General features: G+C 43.1%; 19 protein-coding genes and 1 pseudogene. 13 read left to right on the forward strand and 7 right to left on the reverse strand.

The window, feature by feature from the left end; all coding sequences use genetic code 11:
- Window positions 1-115: 115 nt before the first annotated feature.
- From Q5H80_RS19025 to Q5H80_RS19045, 5 genes are all read left to right on the forward strand, one after another.
- Entirely contained in the window at window positions 116-736 is a 621-nt protein-coding gene (locus tag Q5H80_RS19025) for a hypothetical protein (protein ID WP_304569650.1), read from the forward strand.
- An 11-nt stretch (window positions 737-747) separates the two neighbouring features.
- Window positions 748-1659: a sterol desaturase family protein gene (locus Q5H80_RS19030; protein WP_304569651.1), complete on the forward strand. Its 912-nt coding sequence runs from the start codon at window positions 748-750 to the stop codon at window positions 1657-1659.
- 8 nt (window positions 1660-1667) lie between these two features.
- The gene (locus tag Q5H80_RS19035) at window positions 1668-2342 is read left to right on the forward strand and encodes a response regulator transcription factor (RefSeq protein ID WP_304569652.1); all 675 of its coding nucleotides are present in this window, start codon (window positions 1668-1670) and stop codon (window positions 2340-2342) included.
- Window positions 2339-3631, forward strand: a complete 1293-nt coding sequence (locus Q5H80_RS19040; protein ID WP_304569653.1) for a sensor histidine kinase KdpD — start codon at window positions 2339-2341, stop codon at window positions 3629-3631. Before Q5H80_RS19035 ends, Q5H80_RS19040 begins: the two co-directional genes overlap by 4 nt.
- Window positions 3632-3718: 87 nt before the next feature.
- Entirely contained in the window at window positions 3719-3871 is a 153-nt protein-coding gene (locus Q5H80_RS19045) for a hypothetical protein (protein WP_304569654.1), read from the forward strand.
- Between the two features lie 108 nt (window positions 3872-3979).
- On the opposite strand, the gene Q5H80_RS19050 is transcribed toward Q5H80_RS19045, so the two are convergent.
- The 3 genes from Q5H80_RS19050 to yghU form a co-directional block, all read right to left on the reverse strand.
- Window positions 3980-4303 carry a DOPA 4,5-dioxygenase family protein gene (locus Q5H80_RS19050; protein WP_048660369.1) on the reverse strand — a complete coding sequence of 108 codons (324 nt, stop codon included), beginning with the start codon at window positions 4301-4303 and terminating at the stop codon, window positions 3980-3982.
- Window positions 4304-4521: 218 nt separating this feature from the next.
- Window positions 4522-5748, reverse strand: coding sequence for an NAD(P)/FAD-dependent oxidoreductase (locus Q5H80_RS19055; protein ID WP_304569655.1), 1227 nt, complete (start codon window positions 5746-5748; stop codon window positions 4522-4524).
- A gap of 199 nt (window positions 5749-5947) precedes the next feature.
- Window positions 5948-6805, reverse strand: a complete 858-nt coding sequence (gene yghU / locus Q5H80_RS19060; protein WP_304569656.1) for a glutathione-dependent disulfide-bond oxidoreductase — start codon at window positions 6803-6805, stop codon at window positions 5948-5950.
- Window positions 6806-7080: 275 nt separating this feature from the next.
- On the opposite strand from yghU, the gene Q5H80_RS19065 reads away from it, so the two are divergent.
- Complete coding sequence (locus Q5H80_RS19065; protein ID WP_304569657.1) at window positions 7081-7425, forward strand: YajD family HNH nuclease; 345 nt, start codon at window positions 7081-7083, stop codon at window positions 7423-7425.
- A gap of 180 nt (window positions 7426-7605) precedes the next feature.
- Here the strand turns inward: Q5H80_RS19065 and Q5H80_RS19070 are convergent, their stop codons facing one another.
- Entirely contained in the window at window positions 7606-7986 is a 381-nt protein-coding gene (locus Q5H80_RS19070) for a hypothetical protein (protein ID WP_012600906.1), read from the reverse strand.
- 594 nt (window positions 7987-8580) lie between these two features.
- Between Q5H80_RS19070 and Q5H80_RS19075 the strand changes: the two genes are divergently transcribed.
- The 3 genes and pseudogenes from Q5H80_RS19075 (at window position 8581) to Q5H80_RS19085 (ending at window position 12497) form a co-directional block, all read left to right on the forward strand.
- On the forward strand, window positions 8581-9819 hold the full coding sequence (locus Q5H80_RS19075) for an OFA family MFS transporter (RefSeq protein WP_304569658.1): 1239 nt from the start codon (window positions 8581-8583) through the stop codon (window positions 9817-9819).
- Between the two features lie 55 nt (window positions 9820-9874).
- A pseudogene (locus Q5H80_RS19080) lies at window positions 9875-10046 on the forward strand (VRR-NUC domain-containing protein); the annotation flags it as partial.
- A gap of 96 nt (window positions 10047-10142) precedes the next feature.
- A complete protein-coding gene (locus Q5H80_RS19085) occupies window positions 10143-12497 on the forward strand; it encodes a fatty acid cis/trans isomerase (protein WP_304569659.1) in 2355 nt (784 codons plus the stop codon).
- A 215-nt stretch (window positions 12498-12712) separates the two neighbouring features.
- Here Q5H80_RS19085 and torS read toward each other — a convergent pair whose 3' ends face one another.
- Window positions 12713-15724 carry a TMAO reductase system sensor histidine kinase/response regulator TorS gene (torS, locus tag Q5H80_RS19090; RefSeq protein ID WP_304569660.1) on the reverse strand — a complete coding sequence of 1004 codons (3012 nt, stop codon included), beginning with the start codon at window positions 15722-15724 and terminating at the stop codon, window positions 12713-12715.
- A 92-nt stretch (window positions 15725-15816) separates the two neighbouring features.
- Here torS and torT point away from each other — a divergent pair, with 92 nt between their 5' ends.
- On the forward strand, window positions 15817-16845 hold the full coding sequence (torT, locus tag Q5H80_RS19095; protein ID WP_304569661.1) for a TMAO reductase system periplasmic protein TorT: 1029 nt from the start codon (window positions 15817-15819) through the stop codon (window positions 16843-16845).
- Between the two features lie 60 nt (window positions 16846-16905).
- Window positions 16906-17361 (forward strand): methylglyoxal synthase, encoded by a 456-nt coding sequence (locus Q5H80_RS19100; protein WP_009844869.1) that lies wholly within the window; start codon window positions 16906-16908, stop codon window positions 17359-17361.
- Between the two features lie 185 nt (window positions 17362-17546).
- Here the strand turns inward: Q5H80_RS19100 and Q5H80_RS19105 are convergent, their stop codons facing one another.
- Together Q5H80_RS19105 and Q5H80_RS19110 are read right to left on the reverse strand one after the other, a co-directional pair.
- Window positions 17547-19109: a PAS domain-containing methyl-accepting chemotaxis protein gene (locus tag Q5H80_RS19105; protein ID WP_304569662.1), complete on the reverse strand. Its 1563-nt coding sequence runs from the start codon at window positions 19107-19109 to the stop codon at window positions 17547-17549.
- A 208-nt stretch (window positions 19110-19317) separates the two neighbouring features.
- Entirely contained in the window at window positions 19318-19785 is a 468-nt protein-coding gene (locus tag Q5H80_RS19110; RefSeq protein WP_012600913.1) for an Lrp/AsnC family transcriptional regulator, read from the reverse strand.
- A 151-nt stretch (window positions 19786-19936) separates the two neighbouring features.
- Here Q5H80_RS19110 and Q5H80_RS19115 point away from each other — a divergent pair, with 151 nt between their 5' ends.
- Together Q5H80_RS19115 and Q5H80_RS19120 are read left to right on the forward strand one after the other, a co-directional pair.
- Complete coding sequence (locus tag Q5H80_RS19115) at window positions 19937-20902, forward strand: hypothetical protein (RefSeq protein ID WP_304569663.1); 966 nt, start codon at window positions 19937-19939, stop codon at window positions 20900-20902.
- A 557-nt stretch (window positions 20903-21459) separates the two neighbouring features.
- Window positions 21460-21786, forward strand: a complete 327-nt coding sequence (locus Q5H80_RS19120; RefSeq protein WP_304570781.1) for a hypothetical protein — start codon at window positions 21460-21462, stop codon at window positions 21784-21786.
- Window positions 21787-21796: the final 10 nt, after the last annotated feature.

The raw sequence follows: 21796 nt of genomic DNA on the forward strand, positions 1-21796 counted from the left end.
TTGCTGTATTAGAAAATTAGGCGCTAGACTCGCCCAACAACCAACTCGGTTACCTTTTGTTTACCTTGGCTCCTTTACTGTCCTTGATAAGAAAAATGAAAAACAAGGAAAGAGCATGAAATTATTCGCTTCAATACTCACGACTGTCGGTATTACTGGCGCAGTTTGGGGGCTATTACATATTCAACCTGCGATTGCAGATGCATCAACTGAGCAACCAATAGCTCAGTCATCAGTAAGCAAGTCGTCAACAAATAAGTCGTCAATAAGCACGCCATCCATAGATAAGTCAGCAGAGGTAAAACAACAGGCGACTGCAAATACAACTTACCTGCAAGGTTTGAGCAAGACTATCCCTTTAGAGGATGTGCCAGAACTGTGGGTCGATTTCTACCAAAACCTAGAAGCAAATGATGAGGAGATCGCACTGCAACAGAAAGTGGTCGTGATCTATCAGGACATCAGTTCCGACTTCAGCAAGGCTACTGTCACCATTGGCTTCCCAACTAAGCAATCAACATCAAATAAAAACAATCACTTAATCCAAATTCCAAACAAAGCCAAAGGTACGCTTCTACTTAGTAAAGGCGAACATACTGAACAAGAATTAGCACAAGCATGGGAAGGGATCGCGATTCTAAAAGAGGTAGATAAGGTTATCGAGCACCACCAATTGAATCAGCATGGGTTGCCAGATTCTAGCGAGTTATACGTCTATTATAAGAATGATCAGTAAAGGATTTCGTTATGGATTTCACTATGGATAGCATTGGGGGTTTTCTCTCTCAAACGTTTTCAGAAACAAGCATCATCCTTACCGAAACTTGGGTAGATGACAATTTTGTATTGCTTGCTCTCGCTCTATTTATCTTTGAGCTTATCCGCTATGCCTTTAAGAAAAAGCTAAGCTGGAACATGTTGGGAGACAGCGCGACTAACTTTGTCACTCTGTTCTTCTTGTTAGTCACCGTTTTCTTGGTCGGCCTAGCTTATGTCGGTGCGTTCGTTTATGCCTACGAGAATTTTAGCCTGACTCAGCTGCCAATATCCGGCTGGACGATTCTTGGCTGCTTGATCTTGGCGGATCTCGCGTATTACTGGGAACATCGATTCCTACACAGCAACGGCCTAGCATGGGGAACACACTCCGTTCACCATAGCTCGCTTTACTTCAATATATCGGTCGCCTATCGCTTTGGGCCTTTGGATTGGTTCTTCCCGTTCTTTTTCCATTTACCATTAATTATGCTCGGCTTTAATCCGTTTGTAGTACTGATGTGTGAAACCTTTGTGCAGCTATACCAAACGTTATTGCACACCGAAACGGTTAAGCGGTTGCCACGCCCTATCGAAGCTGTGTTCAATACGCCCTCTCACCACAGAGTGCATCACGCGACCAATAAACAATACCTAGATAAAAACTACGCGGGAATATTCATCATTTGGGATCGTATGTTCGGTACGTTCGCCAAAGAAGAGGAAGAAGTCAGATATGGCGTGTTCCCTAGAATCAACTCTGTGAACCCATTTAAGGTATATTTCCACGGCTACGTTAAACTGTGCCAACAGCTATGGCACGCACCAAATTGGAACTACCGGCTACAACTTCTGATTCAGCCACCTATATGGGCTTGGAAACGAGAACGAGAGACAAAGTAAGGACACTTATGAGCATTAACGCCCTGTTGATTGAAGACGACAGTGACTTGGCAGAAGCCATTGCAGACTACATGGAACTCGACGGTTTCGAATTCGACTTTGCCTATAATGGCGCAGCAGGGCTAAACCTCGCCTTAGAAGGACGTTATGACATCATCTTAACGGACATCAACATGCCTAAAATGGATGGGCTCGATGTGTGCCAATCTCTTCGTCAGCAAGGCATTACTACGCCTATTCTCATGTTGACCGCTAGAGACACATTGCAAGATAAGGTCGCCGGTTTCGAAGTGGGTTCAGATGATTACCTAGTGAAACCTTTTGCGATGGAAGAGCTCAAAATGAGATTGATGGCGCTGGTTCGTCGTGCTCAAGGTACGGTGACGACTTTGTCTGTAGCCGATCTCAAATTGGACTTGGATAAGCACCAAGCTATGAGAGACGGCAAACTATTGAAGCTCTCTCCGGTATGTTGGCGAATGCTTATGATGTTAGTGCGAAACAGCCCCAATGTGGTGAGCAAAGCCAAGCTTGAAGAAGCCTGGGAAGACGAGATGCCAAGCTCTGACAGCGTGAAAGCGCACCTGTTTAAACTTCGCCAAGTGGTTGATGCTCCCTTTGATACCAAGCTAATACATACCGTTCATGGTATTGGCGTTGTCTTACATGAGGAGCCGTCATGAAACAGGTAAACATAAATCGAGTCAGCATCAAGCGCGACATCTACCTATATCTATTTGGCATTGTTGTGTTGCTTACCGCCATATACAGCTTAATGGTTTCACAGAGCTATCATATTGGTCTGAACGAATCAGCAAAGTATGGATTCTTGTATGAGCTAGAAGTTGCAGAGCAGCGTTACATTGAGACTGGAGAATTACCCAGCTACCAAAACCCAACCTTTCAAGCCTTTCTAAGCTACTCAGAAGTGCCGACTCGATTTCAACAAGCCTTTGATTGGGATACGTTTGATAACGACGCTATTTATGAACATTACGACTCTCCAGCCAGTAATGAGTCAGGGCAATACCTCTACGCCGCCAAGCATTCAATTTCTGGTACAGACAAATCGCTGTACATCATTTCTGAGTACGATGAGGCGATTTATCTGAAGCTATTCGAGCTCAACCCACCTGAATCCGTAAATCAGATAAACAGTGCCTTTATCGCCATTGGTGTGCTTCTACTCTTGGTGTTCTTGATCATTCGCCTTTTGATACACCGAGTCACGCAACCGATTATTACCCTATCAAAATGGTCAGAATCGCTTGATGTAAACAACACGCAAGGTCTGGCTCAGTTTCGATATCAAGAGATCGACCAATTAGCATCGCAACTTGTTAAAAGTGTACAAGGTGAACGCCAAGCCAATGAACGTGAAAGCTTTTTCTTAAGAGCAGCAAGCCACGAGTTAAGAACACCGATTGCCACCATTTCAGCGAGTGGCGATATGCTGGTTCGATTGTCTGATAGCATTCCAAACAATGGTCAGCGAGCTATCGCACGAATTCAACGTTCCGCCACCAATATGAAAGCCTTGGTGACGACGCTACTGTGGGTGAGCCGTAACAACGAGATAGAAACAAACTATGAGCAGATTGAGCTAACTCCCCTGCTCAATAACATCATCGAAAGCCAGCGTTATCTTCTAAAAAGCAAAGAAGTAGAAATCCATATCAACATTGAGCCTGAAGAACACCCCCTTCCCCGTGAGCTGACCGAAGTCGTTCTGACTAACTTGGTCCGTAATGCATTCCAACATGGCGGAAGCGGGGAGATTCGTATCACCCTGTCACAAGCTCAGTTTGAGGTCACCAACCGTTTAGAGGATGAAAACATAACCCACGACTCTGTACAGCAAACCTCATTTGGCATTGGCCTAGAACTCATTGATCGCATTTGTCAGAACCAAGGGTGGCGATTTACTCATGAAACTCACAGCAACGAGTTCAGCGTTAAAGTGATGCTATAGCGAATTTAGAGACTGGTACTTGATGGTGACCAAATGTTTACCTTCGTTTGGTTATGCTAGTCGCACAATCAAGTTAGGAGTCGTTTTATGGGTACTTGGATTTTAGAAACGCTATTATGGGCTGTAGTAACGGTAGCAGTGTGCGTCGCGATTTGGGGATTTAACTTGCCTAATATTTTAATCGCATTAGGTGTTTCGGTGGCGGTGTCTCTGATACTGGGGAATAGTTGGAGAAGCTAGTTATTCAAAAGGAAGATGGGGGAAAAGTTAGTGAGTTTTGGCACACCCGACAGCAGCTATGTTTATTAAAAACGTTGATTAGCTACAAACTGTCGGGCGCGAATTAAATTAGCTGCTTAGCGTGTCTTCGAATACACCTAGCTCACGGCCAAGCCAAATTGCACGCACTGTATGATCTAGCGTTTCTTCACCACCAGTTACTGGGTGAATAAGCACCGACATATCACCACGCTCTTGCTCAAGCCATTCGACAATGCCTGACTCTTTATTCGCAAAGTGAATCTCAAACATTGGCATCTTATGTGGGCCAACCAAACGCTGTATTAATGGGAAAGTCTCTAACACATCTTTGCGCTCTGAGAGGATTTTCTGACGCAGTGTTTCTGCTTGCTCTGCAAATCGCAGAGGGAAATAGATATGACCGTGGTACATGGCACCATCCTTTAGAATTATGATGTCGCAAGTTTATACCTAAATAGCCTTCAATAGCTAAGTCTAAATATTATAAGCCAGCCAAATCAGCACTCACGATTTTACGCGGTATCGCAGTTGTAGGCTGCCTTTTGCACAAAAGAAAAGCGCCATACATAACCTTATGTATGGCGCTCATTTACTTATCAACCTGAGGGTAAGCCTCAAACCTACCTACGTTAGATCTTTTTACTGTATGGATTTAGTGCGCATTTCAGTCTCTTTAATACGACCAATGCTGTCACACGCCCCCAACTAAACAACACTCGTTGATGTAAACGGAAAATAGTGTCGTAAAGGTTTCGTACAAATCTACCACGCAAAAGTACTCTGTCATTCATAAGTGCACCGACAGCATAGTCATGCCCTACCGCCACTAACATGCCTCCATCGTGGAAAACAAAGGGTTGTAACGCCTTACCTTTGGCTAAATGCTTGAACTGCTGAGCCAAATGACCCGCAGCTTGATTGGCAGCTTGAGCTCTTGGTGGAACAAAAGAACCATCTGGTTGTGGACACTCAGCACTGTCGCCAATCACAAAGATATCGTTGTCATTGGTTGTTCTTAATGTCTGCTCTACAACTAATTGATTAATTCGATTTGTCTCTAAACCGTCTAATTCACTTAGCCAATCCGCACATTTAATACCAGCAGCCCATACTTGCAGATCCGCTGAAATAATCTCGTCTTCTGAAGTAACTAATTCCCCCTCTTCAGCTCTTTGAATTCGAGTCTCAGTTCTAACGTTGATGCCTTGTTTTACCAAAGCTTCATGAACTCGTTTCGACATGCATTCAGGCGCAGCAGGCAACACGCGATCAGAAGCTTCAATCAAAGTAATTTCAAGATTGCCCTCCTGACGATAGCGCTGTAGCTTAGCGCTCACTTTTGCTAGCTCTGCCGCCAGTTCAACGCCCGTTGCACCTGCGCCAACAATTGAAATTTTACGCTGACTGCTTGCTCTCAGTAGAGGGTTGATCTCCTGCCAAGCTTTTTGTGCTTGCCCTGCTGAATCCAGGAATAAGCAGTGCTCACTCACGCCTTCTGTTTTAAAGTCATTGCTAATGGCGCCAACCGCAATAACAAGATAGTCGTAATCCAACTCTTGCGTCGTACCGCTAAAATGAGTCAGCTTGATCACTTTATTAGCTCGCTCTAAGCCGTTCATTGAAGCTTGAACATAGGTGTAGCCATTACAAGATGCATGTTGGAAGTAGCTGACAGCGTCGAGTTCTTCGTCAAACGTTCCCGCTGCAATTTCGTGTAAACGCGGTTTCCAGTAGTGGTGTGACGATGGCTCGACAAGTGTCACATCATAACGTTTATCACGACCTAAGCGCGTAACCAATTCAAGGCCAGCAGCGCCGCCGCCAACCACAACAATCTTTTCTTTCTGTTTCAACATTCGCTTACCCACCATGCCTAACGGCAAAATCTTTCTGATGGAGCGCATTATATTTATAACAAAATTAATGATAATCCCAACTTAAATCAAATCACCTTTACTAATTTGTAATAATAAACTTGGATTGATTAATTGCAGGATCAAAAAAGCGCCACATCCAAAAAGAACATGTGGCGCTTCTGGTTATCTTAAATAAAAACTAAGGCTTTAGTTTCAGCACTTTATCAATATCTTCTGCCGAGTGACGCTCGGGAAGTTGCTCCCACGCTTCGCCCCATGAGCGGTTGATAATGCGACCACGCAGAACGCCTTCGCGTGCTTCTAATTGCTTCGCCCAGCGAACTACATTGGTGTAAGACTCAACTTGTAAGAACTCAGCGGCTTCATATAAGTTGCCCAACACAAGGTTGCCGTACCATGGCCAGATTGCGATATCAGCAATGCTGAACTCTTCGCCCGCAACGAAAGTGCTGTTAGCGAGTTGCTTGTCTAACACGTCTAGTTGACGCTTCGCTTCCATTGCGAAACGGTTAATTGGGTATTCTTGCTTTTCATCAGCGTAAGCGTAGAAATGACCAAAGCCACCACCTAGAAATGGTGCTGAGCCTTGTGCCCAGAACAACCAATTGATAGTTTGCGTTCTCGCTACCCCTTCCTTTGGTAAGAAGTGACCAAATTTTTCAGCTAAGTGCATCAAAATAGATGCCGATTCAAAAACATTAACGTCTTCATCACCAGATTTGTCGACAAGCGCTGGGATTTTAGAGTTTGGATTCACTCCAACAAAGCCAGAAGAGAACTGTTCTGCCTCACCAATATTGATCAAGTACGCATCATATTCAGCTTCTTTAACACCCGCCGCTAACAACTCTTCCAGCAAGATAGTGACTTTTTGACCGTTAGGTGTGCCAAGAGAATACAATTGAAAAGCATGCTCACCAACAGGAAGCTCTTTATCAAACCGAGCGCCAGATTCAGGACTATTGATATTTGCCCACTTGTTACCACCATCAGTATCGTTAACCCAAACTTTTGGCGGTGTGTATTGTTCTGACATGATATTTCCTTATTAATATAGGGTAGCTTTAACTGATATTAGGTCACGCTCCCTTGGTTAAAACCCCTAAATACAATTTCTTTTCAAACTGTTAAGCATGGCTTATTCCAGAAAGACATAACCTGCTTTATGAGATAGCACACGTAAAAGATAAGTGCCCAATCAAACCTAAGCCACATAACGGTTAGTACGGAACATGATTTAGTCACGACATGCCTACAGGTTAAAGAAAGCTGTGATAAAATCGGGAGATTACAATTGATAAGGATTAGGCAATGTCTTCTGATTACACTGGCTCGAGTGCAGCGTACGCTCGCCAAGAGAAAGGCTACCGTGAAAAAGCACTAAAACTGTACCCTTGGGTTTGTGGTAAATGTGCGCGTGAGTTTGTTTACTCAAACCTGCGAGAGCTTACCGTTCACCACGTCGATCACGACCATACAAACAACCCTGAAGATGGCAGCAACTGGGAGCTACTGTGCTTATACTGTCACGATCATGAGCACTCAAAATACACGGATCATGACCGTTATGGCGTGGATGCAAAAGCGAGTTTAGATGATCATCAGTCAGCGACACACAACCCGTTCGCCGATCTCGCTAAAATGATGAAGAAGTAACACGCGTTAAGAACTGCATTTGCTAGATGATAGCTGCAGATAAATCACAAGAAACCCCAGTATGTCACCATACTGGGGTTTCTTTTATCCGCCTTATAGCTAGAGTTCACTCAAGTTAAGGCCAGATCAAAAGAGCCTTCCGAAGAGGGCTCTTTTTTAGAATTCTGTATTAGCTCTGAATTATACAGCTGCTTGTTTGCGTGACTCTTCTACCTGCTTAGCGCGCTTTTTAAGCGTCAACTTATCGCGGTATGCAAACCAAACGTAAGTCACTACGACCAAGAAGAAAAGGTATGACAATGAGAAAATGAACGGCGATTGAATGATATCGTTTGAGATACCCCAAGAAACACCGATAACGGTCACTGCAATTTTTGCAAAAAAGCCACACATCAATAGCATTAATGCCAACTGTGGGAAACGCGTGCTACGGAATGCCAGCCAGTAACAACTACCAACTGCTAATGCCGCAATATAGAAGCCGAATAGGAAAGAGTGAATATGGTCAGCTGCCGCTACACCACCAGAAATTGACATCAATAAAATTAAAAACAGTTTCATAATACTCGCCTCACCATAGGTTGGAAACGCATCCTTTCAAATTTGGAATCTCAGTTTGCGTACTATTTTCCCACTTTTTTTAGGCAACACAACCCCTCAAATTGAACAAAATGTAAGCAAGGGTGCTAATAAAAATTTAAGTTAACAATCATTTAACATACTGTTTTTAATAAACCTCCGTTAACCCTTGTCTCATATAAAAAAAACGTCACTTCAATTTGTTTTGTTACACAAAATTAACCTTAGAAAATATTTAAAATAATTCGTAACTCTGTGATATCCGCACGGGATACGTTGACAATCTGAAATGTGTATCGAAGAACCCCTTAAAAAATAAGCCCGCCACGCTAAAAAGAACAAAACAGAAAGGTATTAGACACAACTTCCAAACCAACAAAAAACAACCCATTAACAACTTTGAGTTTATTTACCAAAAACGGAAAAAGAGATTCCAATCACATTTTTATTGGTTATAATCCGCGCTCTTTTGCGCTATCTGTTGATAAACGCAAACTAATTTTTAAGAAACAATCACAATAACCCGTCTTTAGTTAAGTGGCTCACCACTTACCAACGACAAAACTGAGAATAAAAATGAGCAAGATTGATAAAGCATCACGTATCCTGCTAGCAGGCTTCTGTATCAACCTTTGTCTTGGCATCCTGTATGCTTGGAGTGTATTTAACAAGGCGCTAGTGACTGAAGCTGGTTGGAGTGCTGCTGAAGCATCTTCACCTTACGCTATTGCAACTATCACATTCTCTGTTTGTCTTCTTGTTGCAGGCATCCTACAAGACCGTATGGGTCCACGTAAGATTCTTATCCTTGGTACAGCGCTTACTGGCCTAGGTATGATTGCTTCTGGTTTCGCTACGACTCCTATGATGCTAAACCTAACGTTTGGCGTGATGACAGGTGCTGGTATCGGCTTCGGTTACGCATGTCTTTCTCCATCAGCAATGAAATGGTTCCATTCTTCTAAGAAAGGTATGGTTAACGGTCTAATCGCTGCAGGCTTCGGTCTTGCTGCTATTTACCTAGCACCACTAACTTCTGCGCTAATCGATAGCATGGGTATCCAAACAAGCTTTATGATTCTTGGTGTTGGTGTACTTGCAATCGCAGTACCTCTGGCGGCAACAATCAACAACCCACCAGCGGATTACACGCCAGCTGAGCCTAAAGTAAAAGAAGGCCAAGCACCTAAAGCGGTTAAGAAAACTGAAGACCTAACATGGAAAGTAATGCTGAAGACTCCTCAGTTCTATTCTCTATGGATCATGTACGCATTTGCTGCTTCTGTTGGTCTTATGATCATCGGTAACATCACTACGATTGCTAGCGTTCAAGCGAACCTACCAAACGCGGTTTACCTAGCGTCTATCCTTGCTGTATTCAACTCAGGCGGTCGTGTTGCTGCAGGTATGCTTGCAGATAGAATCGGTGGCGTACGTACTCTACTTCTAGCGTTCATCCTTCAAGGCGCTAACATGGCTCTATTCGCTACGTTCAACTCTGAATTCACGCTAATCATTGGTACGGCTATCGCAGCTGTTGGTTACGGTACGCTTCTAGCAGTATTCCCAACACTAACTGCTGAGTTCTACGGTCTGAAAAACTACGGAACTAACTACGGCGTGCTTTACACTGCATGGGGTATCGGTGGTGCTATCGGTGCTGCGGTTGTTGGTTACTCAATGACGAATGGCGAAGGTTACGGCCTAGCTTACACAATCTCTGCTGCTATGATGGCCGTGTGTATTGTTCTAGCTATCGTGACTAAACCAATCTCAGAAGCGAAAGCAACAGAACTTAAGCAAGCAAGCGCTTAATTCAGTTCTCGATTGATTAAAATCGAAAGAGCTTAACCTTAGGGTTAGGCTCTTTTTGTATCAAGCGACTAACCCATTGACGATAGAAACCACTCCTCAGCTCTCCCCTACTTATATACCTCGACAACTTCAATCGATTGGTCGAACACGCTCAAACACTCTATCCAGATCTGCTGAGTGACGATGAATGCCGTTGGTTGTCTGAATACAAATGTCTTTCGGTTACTCAGTACCATCAAGTTCTTGTCTACAAAACTGTCAGAACATGAGCTTTTTCAATCATTTTCGATATAATTAGAGAAAATGCCTAATCTTTAATACGTATGAATTTGAAAAAACTCTTCATTTTAGCTTTTGTTAGCGTCTTCTCAGGTTGTGCCGTCTACGCGGGGTTGAACTTCGATCAGCTCTTTGGTGAACAACAAGTCCGTGATCGCCAAGCGCCTATTCTTTCATCTCAAGCACAGCATTTCATTGACGAAGTAAAGCCTATCATTGATAACCGCTGTGTAGTTTGCCACGCTTGTTATGATGCACCTTGCCAACTAAAAATGTCTTCAGTTGAGGGCATCGACCGAGGTGCGAGTAAGGCACTCGTTTATCAAGGCACCCGTTTAACCGCCTCAGCCCCTACCCGCTTGTTTGAAGACGCTTTAACCACACAAGAGTGGCGTGATGCGGATTTTCATCCAGTGCTGAACGAGCGTATGCAGAATTCAACGGCTAACCTTGATGCTGGACTTGTTTCTCGTATGTTGATGCAAAAAGAAAATCATCCTTTACCTGATCAGACCCAGCTTGAAGGTTTCGACTTTTCAACCGATCGCGACCAACAGTGTCCAACGATTGAAGAGTACGCTCAATACGAAAGAGATTACCCGACGTGGGGAATGCCTTATGGAATGCCGAACTTAGATAAAACGGAATACGCGACTTTGATGAGCTGGTTGGAAAATGGCGCGTTAATGAACGACCATATTCCACTGAATGATGCGGAACAAGAGCTCGTTGATATCTACGAGCGCTTTCTCAATAAGAACGATAATAAAAGCCAACTTTCAGCACGTTATATCTATGAACATCTGTTTCTATCACACCTCTACTTCTCTGATTTAGCTCAGCCAACACGCTTCTTCACCTTGGTTCGTTCTGCGACGCCTCCAGGTGAAGCGGTTCAACGCATCACGACTCGTCGACCTTATGACGATCCAAAAGTGGATCGGGTTTATTATCGCCTGATTCCAGAGCAAGGCACCATCGTCCACAAAACACACATGCCTTTCGCATTAAATGAAGAACGCCTGAACAATTGGAACACATGGTTTGTTGAGGCTCGTTACGTGGTCAAACAGCTTCCTAGCTACGCCATTGATGTCGCGGCTAATCCAATGACTTCGTTTGAAGCACTGCCGGTGAACTCACGCTTCCATTTCATGTTAGACAATGCGCAGAACACCATCATGGCCTTTATCAAAGGTCCAGTGTGCCGTGGGCAGCTCGCACTTAACGTAATAAATGATCGATTTTGGGTGGTATTCATCGATCCTGACAAAGCGGACCTACCTGAAATCAATCAATTTTACGCCAGCCAAAAGCAAAATCTAAAGCTACCTAGTGAACTAGAAAGCAACGCTGTCCCAGTGACCAGCTGGGTGAGCTACGCGAAACAACAAGCACGATACCTAAATGCGAAATCAGACTTCACTAATAAATGGTTTGAGAGCGGAGTAAACCTAGACACTGACATCATTTGGGATGGTAACGGTACCAACCCTAATGCAGCCCTTACCATCTTTAGACATTTTGATAGCGCTTCAGTTGTTCAAGGCCTGGTTGGCCCACAACCCAAGACAGCGTGGATTCTTGATTACACTCTTCTCGAGCGTATTCATTACCTTCTTGTAGCTGGCTTTGATGTATACGGTAACTTTGGTCATCAACTCATTACTCGTATGTTCATGGACTTCTTACGCCTTGAAGGCGAAAGTAACTTCTTAACCCTTCTTCCTAAAGATGTTCGACATGTTGAACATTCAAGTTGGTATAAAAACCAAAGTGCTCAATTGAGTGACTACTTACAGCGAAACATTGCACCTTTTGATCAGCCAATAAGCGTGGTTTATAAAACAGCCGATCCTAAACGTGAACTGCTTAATATGATCAAAGATAGGCTCACGCCCATCCTCAATAATCGCTTTGATATTGTTGAAACGGGTTTTGGTAAAGAGAGTGAAGCGCTGCTTAAGCAAGTGAATTTGATTAAGGGTGAAGGGTTACGTCATATACCTCAATTAGTAATGATCATGATTGAAGGCAAAAACGGTGAAGAACAGTTGTTTACCATGATTCACAACAACGCTCACAGCAACATTTCAAGCATGTTTAATGAAGAGGATAACCGAGATTACGCCAATGATGACTTAACGCTGGTAAGAGGCGTTGTGGGTAGCTACCCTGCCGCTTATCTGTCATTAACGGAAAGCGAGATACCGACCCTGGTTAAGACACTGCAAAGCTTGAACACAGAAGAAGACTACGTGGCACTACTGGATAAGTTTGCAGTACGACGCAGCTCGCCCGAGTTCTGGCCGTTCAGCGACCGAGTTCATCGTTGGTATCAACAAGATCAACCGATTGAGTTTGGTTTATTGGATTACAACCGCTTTGAAAATAGATAGTAAAAATAGAGTCAGCGAATAGCCTTGCTTATAGCTCTTAAGCTTTATCTATAGCTATTGAGCTTTGGCTTTAAGCCGAGATTACTTTTGAATGGTTAGCCTTTCTTAAAAAACACGGGTATAGACGCGATAAAAAAGTCCTCTGACGAACATTCGCCCAGAGGATTTTTTTGTTTTACTGATTCGGGCGTGTTGAGCAAAATAGACTCACACCATTAAGCGGAAACATATGGAATGAGAGCCTCTAACGAGTCTTTAACCAATTCAGATAAAGCTTGGTCGTTATCTCTGTACCGCAATAGTGGCTCTTCACTTGCTTCAATGCCCTGACACAAGCGGTACAGCGCTGACAGACCTAAGCTACCCGCAGACCCTTTGAGTTTATGCGCCAAAGACTTCACTTCTCGTCCATTATCGGCCTCGCTCGCCTCGGCTAATTCATTCAAGGTAAGATTACTGCTCTCCTCGAACAGCACAACAATCTGTTTCATTTTCTCTAACCCAAGAATCGATAGGTCACTCTCTATCACTTTGGAATCAATCAATTTCACCGGAGCATCTCCTTCATCTTGGGAATTAGTTGTCGTCGTGCGCCTAGCTAAAACATCAGCCATCAGCGTAGAGTGCAGTGGGTCACTGTCACTCTTAATACCGCGATTGTAGTTTTGCTTACAAACAGCATCGTTCGGGTCAGGCTGTGGTAACAACAGTGCTTTACCATCGAGTTGAGTAACGATGAGCTGAGAAAGAGCCTCTTTCTCCAACGGTTTAGGCAAGAAACCATCGAACCCTGATGCTAAATAGCTCTCTACTTCTTCATTGAATACATGCGCCGACACCGCCACCATAGGAGGTATATTTAGCGGCTCAGCCGTGGACGTTTGTTCTAGAATCGCTTTTAGCTGCTGAATCAACTCTACGCCATCACAGTCTGGTAGATTAATGTCTACGAGTGCGATATCGAACGCTTGCTCACTGAATATAGCTCTGGCCTCTTCCCCTGTTGTCGCCATCACAACGTCATGGCCTAGGTTATTCAGAAATCCTTCAGCAACAATGCAGTTAACAGGATTATCTTCAATCAACAGTACTTTGGCACGGATACAAGCTTCAATAATCGGTGCTTTCATTTCAATCTTCTCACCCGCGAACAAAGGTACTGAGAACCAAAATTGGCTCCCTTCACCTTCTTCGGAATGAACCCCAATATCACCGTTCATTGCCTGCATGATACTTTTGCTGATCGCTAGTCCGAGCCCAGTGCCGCCGGTTTTATTGCGACCACTACCGGTTTGGGTGAATGCATCAAACAGACAAGCTTGCTCTTTGCTATCAATGCCAACCCCCGTGTCTGATACTTCAAACATCACTCGATTTTCATCTTCTATATCTAAGCTGATAAAGATATCGACTGAGCCTGTTTCAGTAAACTTAATCGCATTGCCAACCAGATTGTTCAAAATTTGGCTGATTCGTGTTACATCACCACGCCAATAACGTTGCACGTTACTTTCAATATGGAAATCGAAATTAAGTTTCTTCTCAGCAGCACGTCCCTCCATTAGTTGGTAGGTATCTTTAACCATTTGGTAGAGATCAAACGAAGCCGTGCGTATTTCTAAATGCCCCGCTTCTATCTTTGAATAATCAAGCACGTCATTCAAAATGGCGAGAAGATTCTTGCCGCTGCGGTTAATGATATCGGCATAACCCGATTGCAAAGGATCTAGCCCAGTATCTTTAAGTAATCGAGCCGTACCTAACACACCATTCATCGGTGTTCGTATTTCATGACTCATCGTCGCTAGGAAGGCGGACTTAGCACGGCTTGCTTGTTCTGCGGCATTACGAGCCTTAGCGTGATTTTCCACCTCGACATTCAACTTCTCATTGGTTTTTTGCAGCTGATAAGTTCGGTCGGTGACCAATTCTTCTAAGTGCTCTTTATGTTCTTCGAGCTCACGTTTCGCCTTCGCTTCTCCAACGGCAACCACTTGTAGCGCCTGAGCCGTGTTTCTCGCTGTAATAATAGCCTCACCCATATGAGCCAGTTCATCATTCCCTTTAACCGAGATATCGATATTCAGACGCCCCTGAGCGATAGACATCAAAGCTGAAGAGTATTCAGTAAGACGTTTAACCACCGAGATATAAACAACTCGCCACACAATAACGGCAACGATAACCAAGCCAATAACCGAAATCACCGACAACGACCATTGAGCTAGATTTAGCGTGCTAGTCAGCTCATCAACCGCTTTTTTGGTACTTAGATTCGAATCATCGATCAATTGGTTAACCGTTGTATTCAGTTGCGAAAACAGCTCCAGCGTATTTTGCATCAGAAATTCAGATTTTTTGGTGTTCTCATATTGTTCTAGCGATATATCGAACACAACTTGGCGTTTTCTTAATTCTTCAAGAAGCTGAGACATCTGCGCTGAACGAGTCGGATCTTCGACCGCTTTAACACGGCGCGCCATAATTCTTAGATTAGATTCAAACTCAGATTGGATTTGATGAATACGTTCAACGTTAGTAACAGTCTGCGTTTCTTCAATTTGATTAAGCATTTTGTACGCCAACAAATGTAATTCATGCAAGCGTTCAGACAAATCAAGGTCAACCTCAACAAGCGCATCTAAGGCTTGGTAGGCTTTATCAGTTTGCTTGGTTTCTAGTAGATCATAAATGTGCGTAACGTTGGCAACTGCGATGGTGGCCGTGTTCAACACTTGGGTTCGGGTTAGCTGCTCTAGCTCTTCCGCAAGTAGACGCATCTCTTCAACACGAGAAGACAGTTCCTTGTTTAACCAAAGCTTACGTTCAACTGACACGCCCAACTCAGCCAGTGTATTAATAACACTTTGGACATTGTTTTCGAGTTTATTAAGAAGTTGGGAATCAAAGCTGTCGACGCCAAGTTCTTTGATATGCTGAAGAAGCGACTCAAGTTGACCGAACAACATAGTGCCCGCCTCTTTTCTTTCTGCTTCATTTCTCGCATTAGAAAGTGTTTGTACAGACGAAATAATACGGTTACTTAACTCAGACACTTGACGAGCTTCGATCATGGCAGGAAGAGCAGAATCGACGACGTTTCTTTCAGTCTTTGCTACAAAGCTAAAACCAGAAACACCGATCAATGCAGACAATAAAACCAACAGGGCCATCACTAAGAATGAGGCCAGTAGCTTGCGTCCAATACTCGCTGAAGCTAACAACATAAACTCTAAACCTTAAAACGTTCTTCTTTACCCATGCAGAATACGCTATATTTTGCAGTGTTTCTTATCTAAAACCAATAAAACGGCAATTCATGCTATCTAGACCTATAACTTCAAAAATTCTTCTCTCATTACTAGCATCAGTCACCACTGTAGCAAGTGCTAGTGAGCCTTTGAGCCCAATAAAATCGTCAGAAGCCACATCACAAAAAGAAAAAATTTGTGCCATTTATCCGCACTTAAAAGACTCTTATTGGTTATCTGTTAACTACGGAATGGTCTCAGAAGCAGAAAAGCAACAAGTCGAACTTAGAGTTTTGGAAGCTGGCGGTTACCCCAACGTAGCCAAACAGGCCTCACAACTGGTGCTTTGCACGCAATGGGGGGCTGATGCCATTATTTTAGGCACAGTTTCGCCTGACGCTTACCATGAGAACCTGACCAACTGGGTCGGAGCAACCCCTGTGTTTGCCACAGTCAATGAGTTAACCGTCAATAAAGAGCAACAAAGAGTATTAAAAGGCACGGTCGGTGTCGACTGGTATCAAATGGGCTTCCAAGTCGGAGAGTTTTTGTCGAAAAGACATCCAAAAGGGTCAGGAGAAACACCTATCGCCCTATTACTTGGCCCACAAGCAAGCGGTGGCACTAAGCCTGTGGCTCTTGGGTTTTATGATGCAATCAAATCGAGCGATATCAAAATCGCGATCAGCTATTGGGCCGACAACGATAAAGAACTGCAAAGAAACTTGGTACAACAAGTCATCGAACAACCGGATATTCACTATATTGTCGGAAGTGCGGTCGCGATTGAAGCTGCGATAAGTGAACTAAGAGCTGCGGGTAAAACCAAAGACATTGGGTTAATTTCAAGCTACTTAAGTCACGGAATCTACCGCGGCTTGCTTCGTAACAAAGTGCTTTTTGCACCAACAGATAAAATGGTTGAACAAGGTCGCTTGTCGGTAAAGCAAGCCACCAATTACTTGCGTGGTCAACCTTATGAAAAACATAGTGCACCCATGATTGAGGCACTGACACCAGCAACACTCAAAGATCAAATTATCGCTGACTCATTGTCACCTTCTGAGTTTCGCCCGGTATTCAGTGTGAATCCTTAGTGCTATATTGACTAAATAACTCAAAACAATAAAAACGAATCAATCATTTAGGGAACATCCATGCAAAAAACGACGCGTACTATGCCAACGCATAAGAATATCGCTTTGGTCGCTCATGACCATTTCAAACCTGAGCTACTAAGATGGGTCAAAGAGAACAAAGAAAAACTACAAAAGCACTTCCTTTATGCAACGGGCACGACAGGTTCTCTACTCAGTAAAGAAACAGGCTTAGCGATTAAGAGCATGATCAGCGGCCCCATGGGCGGAGATCAGCAACTTGGTGCGCTTATCTCTGAAGGCAAGATCGATATGATGATTTTCTTCTGGGACCCATTGAATGCTGTACCACACGACCCGGACGTAAAAGCACTGCTTCGTATCGCAAGTGTTTGGAACATCCCTGTAGCCACCAACCGCGCTACCGCTAACTTCCTGTTTAACTCTTCACTGCTTGAAGAAGAAGTGATCATTGAGATTCCAGACTACGAAGCATACTTGGCAGAACGCACATAATCACACGTTAAATTAGCCCTTTACTGAACACACTAAAGAGCCTGCATTATGAACTGCCCCCCCAATAGTTGGACACCAATTATTGGGGGCTTTTCTGTTTCTGTCATCTGCTCTTTTGATCCACAAAAAAGCCTTGCTAATTTCGCAAGGCTTTCTCTGATTTTTCATTTTCTAAAATCTAACCGCTATTTTTCTTCGAAGCGCTTCGCTAAATGATAGAACTCATTCACTTGCTCTTTTAGCTCTGTGGAGTGGTCTTTCACGGAATGTGTTGCAACCAAGTTTTGCTCTGCGGTAGAAGCGATAGACTGCATATGCAAGTTTACTTCGCTCGATAATTCACGTTGTTTATGAGCAGAGCTTTCAACAGATTGCATCAGTTCATTCATCGATTGCATTAGGTTTTCAACTTCAGATAAACGCTCTGCGCTTACCTTTGCAACATCACCACACGCGTCTGTTTGGTCTCTGTTCGCCAGAATATCTTTCTGCCAGCTTTCAATCGTCGCCAGCATGGTATCGATGCTCTCTTTAATCTGAACTGTGGCCTTTGACGTTCGCCCAGATAGCGCACGTACTTCGTCGGCAACAACTGCAAAGCCTCGTCCTTGCTCGCCTGCTCTAGCCGCTTCAATCGCAGCGTTAAGTGCCAACAAGTTAGTTTGCTCAGCGATTCCACCAATCTCTTCCATTATCTTGCTCACGCTTTGCGCTTGGTCGCTCAATTGGTAAGTCGTGTGCGTCGCTTTCTCCGCCTGAGATGCCAAGTTTTCAAGGTTACGGTGGGTTTGATCAATGCTCTCTTTAGCACCAGCACAAGTTTGCAAGGTAACATCGACAATTTGGTGAGCTTCTTCTGTACGAGAAGAGACTTCATTGGCAGTCACTTCAACCTCTTCAGTTGCTTCACGCACCTGAAGAATATCTTTTGTCTGCTGATCGAGCGCTTCAGTGACTTGGTATGACGTCGCATTAAGGTTATCAGCTAAATCTTGCAATGGTTTCGCTGAGTCTGTCATACGGCCTAATACAGTGCGGATTCGGGCAGACAGCAGCTTGAGATGAAAATCGGCAACAGAGAACTGACTATTACCTGAATAGACAAGTCGACTGACGCTATCGAATTTAGATTGCAGTTTTTTTAACTGTAATGGAGTATCAATGAGCTCTTGTCGGAAAAGCAATGCGAGAGCAGAAATAGGAAGAAGACTCAATATCCACTGAGATGCTTGCCCTACTTCTACAAGATTTGAAATCAGAGGCGCAGCCAAAGAGCCGAGTAACACTGCGTAACGAACACTGTCACTGATCTGTAGTGACCATTGGCGACCTGACCTCTCTGCTTTCAATAAGCTTTGATAAGCCTTGTCTGCGACTTGTACCCATTCGTTTTTTGGCTTAACACGAACAGACTGATAACCACTTACCTTCCCGCCATCATAAATAGGGGTAACGTAAGCATCAACCCAGTAGTGTCCACCGGATTTAGTCTTGTTTTTTACGATCCCGCGCCAAGCCTTGCCTTGTTTTAGATTCACCCACATATCGGCAAAAGCCGCTTTTGGCATATCATCATGCCTAACAATATTATGGTGTTGCCCTAGTAATTCATCTTGACTGTATTCCGCAATACGGCAAAAAGCGTCATTACTATAAGTAATCACACCTTTAAGGTCGGTAGTCGAGACAAGTTGTTCGTTTTCGCTTAGAAGCGTTTCACGTGATTGAGAAGCTGAACTGACAGTCATTTGGTATTAACTTCGGTTAATTATTATTGTAGCGGAGGAATATATACAATTATTAAAGTTATGACAAAATATGAAAGTAACATTTTGTACAGATGACTAGTATTTATACAAAAATAACCTATGCATGTCACAAAACTCTGAACGCTACGTCTCTTCCCTAACTATTATGCCTTTGATCTAGTTATTCACACCTCTATCTGACTAAAGGTCATGACTCATCTAAGTTAACTGCAGTGGTAAATTTCACGGTTCTCATAGAGACAGAGGTATGGAACTTGCGAATATTCAGATCTTTGCGCAATACTCGCTCAACAAAGTCTTCGTAAGCTTGTATATCTTTCACCGTAACAATCAACATAAAGTCAAAGCTACCTGAGATCTGATAGCACTGAGTGACCTCTGCAGCCTTAGAAATAGAATGGCGAAAAATTTGATAGATATCCCCTCGATCGCGCTCCATTTCAACGGACACGACTAGGGTCATCTTGCTGCCAGTAAGCTCAGGATTAATGATCGAAACATCACCGACTATCACGCCCTCTTGCCTCAATCGTTTCACTCGCTTTAAGCAAGCAGGAGGTGATAGCCCTACGATCTCGGCCAACGATTGATTCGGGATACGGTTATTCTTCTGAAGCTCAATCAATATACTTCTATCTATACGATCTATTTCCATAATTTCTTAAACTAAGATTTTTTGATTGATAATTTCTTACTCTAAGACAATTTAAAAATTATAGGTAACTTTATAGGTTATTTTTGAAATCATAATCACAACAATCGCGGTAAGATCTTTTTATACAACAGAACGAGTTATGGTAGTAACAATGAAATCAACCTATCAATTTTTCAAAGAGCTCCTCAAAGAAATCCTCGATGTCACTTCAACGCTTTTCCGTATCATGATTCCAATCATCATATTGATAAAAGTCATCGAAGAGCTTGGCGGCATAATGATTCTTAGCGAATGGCTAAGCCCTATAATGGAAAGCGTCGGATTACCGAAAGAAATGGGTCTAGTATGGGCAACCACCATACTCACCAACATCTATGCCGGGCTAATTATTCTTATTAATTCCGATGTTCCCTTAACGGTTGCTCAAGCTTCAATTTTAGGCAGCATGATGCTCCTTGCTCACTCATTGCCAATTGAAGGCGCAATTGCCAAAAAAGCAGGTGTTAGCTGGCTGGCTACCCTATCGGTGAGAGTGGGTGGAAGCTTAGTGCTGGCATGGCTACTAAACCTCAGTTATCAATACGGAGACTGGCTCAACTACCTAGCAACCGTGCTTTGGCAACCGGAAGTATCTGGAGACACAAGTTATCTTGGTTGGGCGCTTGAACAGTTCAAGAACTTTGCGGTTATCTTCATGGTAATCTCAGCACTATTACTGTTACTCAAGATCTTAAAGATTCTAGGTATTGAGAAACTCATGGCAGTATTACTGAGACCATTCTTAAGAGTACTGGGAATCAGCAAAGACGCAACGAACCTAACAATAATAGGAATCACGCTTGGCCTTTCGTTTGGTGGCGGCTTGCTGATCAATGAAGCCAAGAAAGGGCATATCTCAGCAAGAGACATATTCACCGCAATCATGTTGCTCAACTTGCTCCACAGTTTAATTGAAGATACGTTGTTGATCCTACTCATCGGGGCCGATTTCTACACGATATTTTGGGGAAGGCTTGTATTCTCGGTGTTGGTTGTCGCTGTGATATCAAACGTCATCAAGCGCATGAATCCAAGCACTTGCGAACGGTATTTTTATCGCGATGTCTCTCAGTCATAAGTAAATCACCAACAAGAATACAAAGAAAAGAACTCAAATACGGGTTCTTTTTTACGACTTGGCACTCCTATCACCTCCGCTATTGTTAAATTTCACGCCCTTGAAACACTGAAAATCATTCTCAACACCCTAATTATTGATATTTCGTGTGAAAATAATTTCAGCACAAGTATTTACTAATAACTCAATTATTAAATGCAATATTCAAACACAGAGAATATAAAATGCATCTTATTACTTATAACTCCATACCTTGTATAAAGTACTCTCAAGATAATAATCACTTCCCAAACAATATTATTAAAATCCAAACTATCAACTATTCATTCAACAAAACCCATTAAATAGCTGATAATAAAATAAATAACGACCATTATTTGATATTAACTTTAAATGTTGAAATCGGAACGAACAATTGCTTGTAATAATTATCCATTTGATTGGTTAATTTTATAAATATATTTTGTTACATAATCAAACTGATGGCTCTTTTGAATATGCTCCTTATAACAGCGCCTCTCACAACCGAGGCTCGCACAGCTAAGATTCTTACAAAAATGCCCATAAAAGCAATGACTTTAATGGTTCTAACTTTGTCATCACTGTCACAGGCTTCCACTATTGAGAACGATGAACTATTGCTGAAGTCATTGATTAAACGAGGTGTTATCTGTTCTGGTTTAACCTATGAGGAAAATCAAGAAGCTTTACGTATCTATCTCAACGCTAAAAAAGCGAAGAGCACTCCGTTTGATTCAAAAAGTAGAAAAGAGACAACCAATACAAAGGAGATCGAAAGTAAAAAAAACACAACAAACACACGTCAGTTAAATAAGACACCACAAGAGTGTATTAGGCCAAACTCGGACAACAGATCCGAATAAGGCAAGTTGA

The sequence above is a fragment of the Vibrio sp. SNU_ST1 genome, assembly GCF_030563405.1.
Classification (GTDB): domain Bacteria; phylum Pseudomonadota; class Gammaproteobacteria; order Enterobacterales; family Vibrionaceae; genus Vibrio.

Excerpts from the sequence above, each read along its gene's own strand:
- Q5H80_RS19035 (WP_304569652.1), top strand. The coding sequence starts at position 1,668 with ATGAGCATTAACGCCCTGTTGATTGAAGACGACAGTGACTTGGCAGAA.
- yghU (WP_304569656.1), bottom strand. The coding sequence starts at position 6,805 with ATGTCAGAACAATACACACCGCCAAAAGTTTGGGTTAACGATACTGAT.
- Q5H80_RS19100 (WP_009844869.1), top strand. The coding sequence starts at position 16,906 with ATGCAAAAAACGACGCGTACTATGCCAACGCATAAGAATATCGCTTTG.
- Q5H80_RS19065 (WP_304569657.1), top strand. The coding sequence starts at position 7,081 with ATGTCTTCTGATTACACTGGCTCGAGTGCAGCGTACGCTCGCCAAGAG.
- Q5H80_RS19025 (WP_304569650.1), top strand. The coding sequence starts at position 116 with ATGAAATTATTCGCTTCAATACTCACGACTGTCGGTATTACTGGCGCA.
- Q5H80_RS19115 (WP_304569663.1), top strand. The coding sequence starts at position 19,937 with ATGAAATCAACCTATCAATTTTTCAAAGAGCTCCTCAAAGAAATCCTC.
- Q5H80_RS19070 (WP_012600906.1), bottom strand. The coding sequence starts at position 7,986 with ATGAAACTGTTTTTAATTTTATTGATGTCAATTTCTGGTGGTGTAGCG.
- Q5H80_RS19045 (WP_304569654.1), top strand. The coding sequence starts at position 3,719 with ATGGGTACTTGGATTTTAGAAACGCTATTATGGGCTGTAGTAACGGTA.
- Q5H80_RS19120 (WP_304570781.1), top strand. The coding sequence starts at position 21,460 with ATGCCCATAAAAGCAATGACTTTAATGGTTCTAACTTTGTCATCACTG.
- Q5H80_RS19040 (WP_304569653.1), top strand. The coding sequence starts at position 2,339 with ATGAAACAGGTAAACATAAATCGAGTCAGCATCAAGCGCGACATCTAC.
- Q5H80_RS19105 (WP_304569662.1), bottom strand. The coding sequence starts at position 19,109 with ATGACTGTCAGTTCAGCTTCTCAATCACGTGAAACGCTTCTAAGCGAA.
- Q5H80_RS19050 (WP_048660369.1), bottom strand. The coding sequence starts at position 4,303 with ATGTACCACGGTCATATCTATTTCCCTCTGCGATTTGCAGAGCAAGCA.
- torT (WP_304569661.1), top strand. The coding sequence starts at position 15,817 with ATGCTATCTAGACCTATAACTTCAAAAATTCTTCTCTCATTACTAGCA.
- Q5H80_RS19085 (WP_304569659.1), top strand. The coding sequence starts at position 10,143 with ATGAATTTGAAAAAACTCTTCATTTTAGCTTTTGTTAGCGTCTTCTCA.
- Q5H80_RS19110 (WP_012600913.1), bottom strand. The coding sequence starts at position 19,785 with ATGGAAATAGATCGTATAGATAGAAGTATATTGATTGAGCTTCAGAAG.
- Q5H80_RS19055 (WP_304569655.1), bottom strand. The coding sequence starts at position 5,748 with ATGTTGAAACAGAAAGAAAAGATTGTTGTGGTTGGCGGCGGCGCTGCT.
- torS (WP_304569660.1), bottom strand. The coding sequence starts at position 15,724 with ATGTTGTTAGCTTCAGCGAGTATTGGACGCAAGCTACTGGCCTCATTC.
- Q5H80_RS19075 (WP_304569658.1), top strand. The coding sequence starts at position 8,581 with ATGAGCAAGATTGATAAAGCATCACGTATCCTGCTAGCAGGCTTCTGT.
- Q5H80_RS19030 (WP_304569651.1), top strand. The coding sequence starts at position 748 with ATGGATTTCACTATGGATAGCATTGGGGGTTTTCTCTCTCAAACGTTT.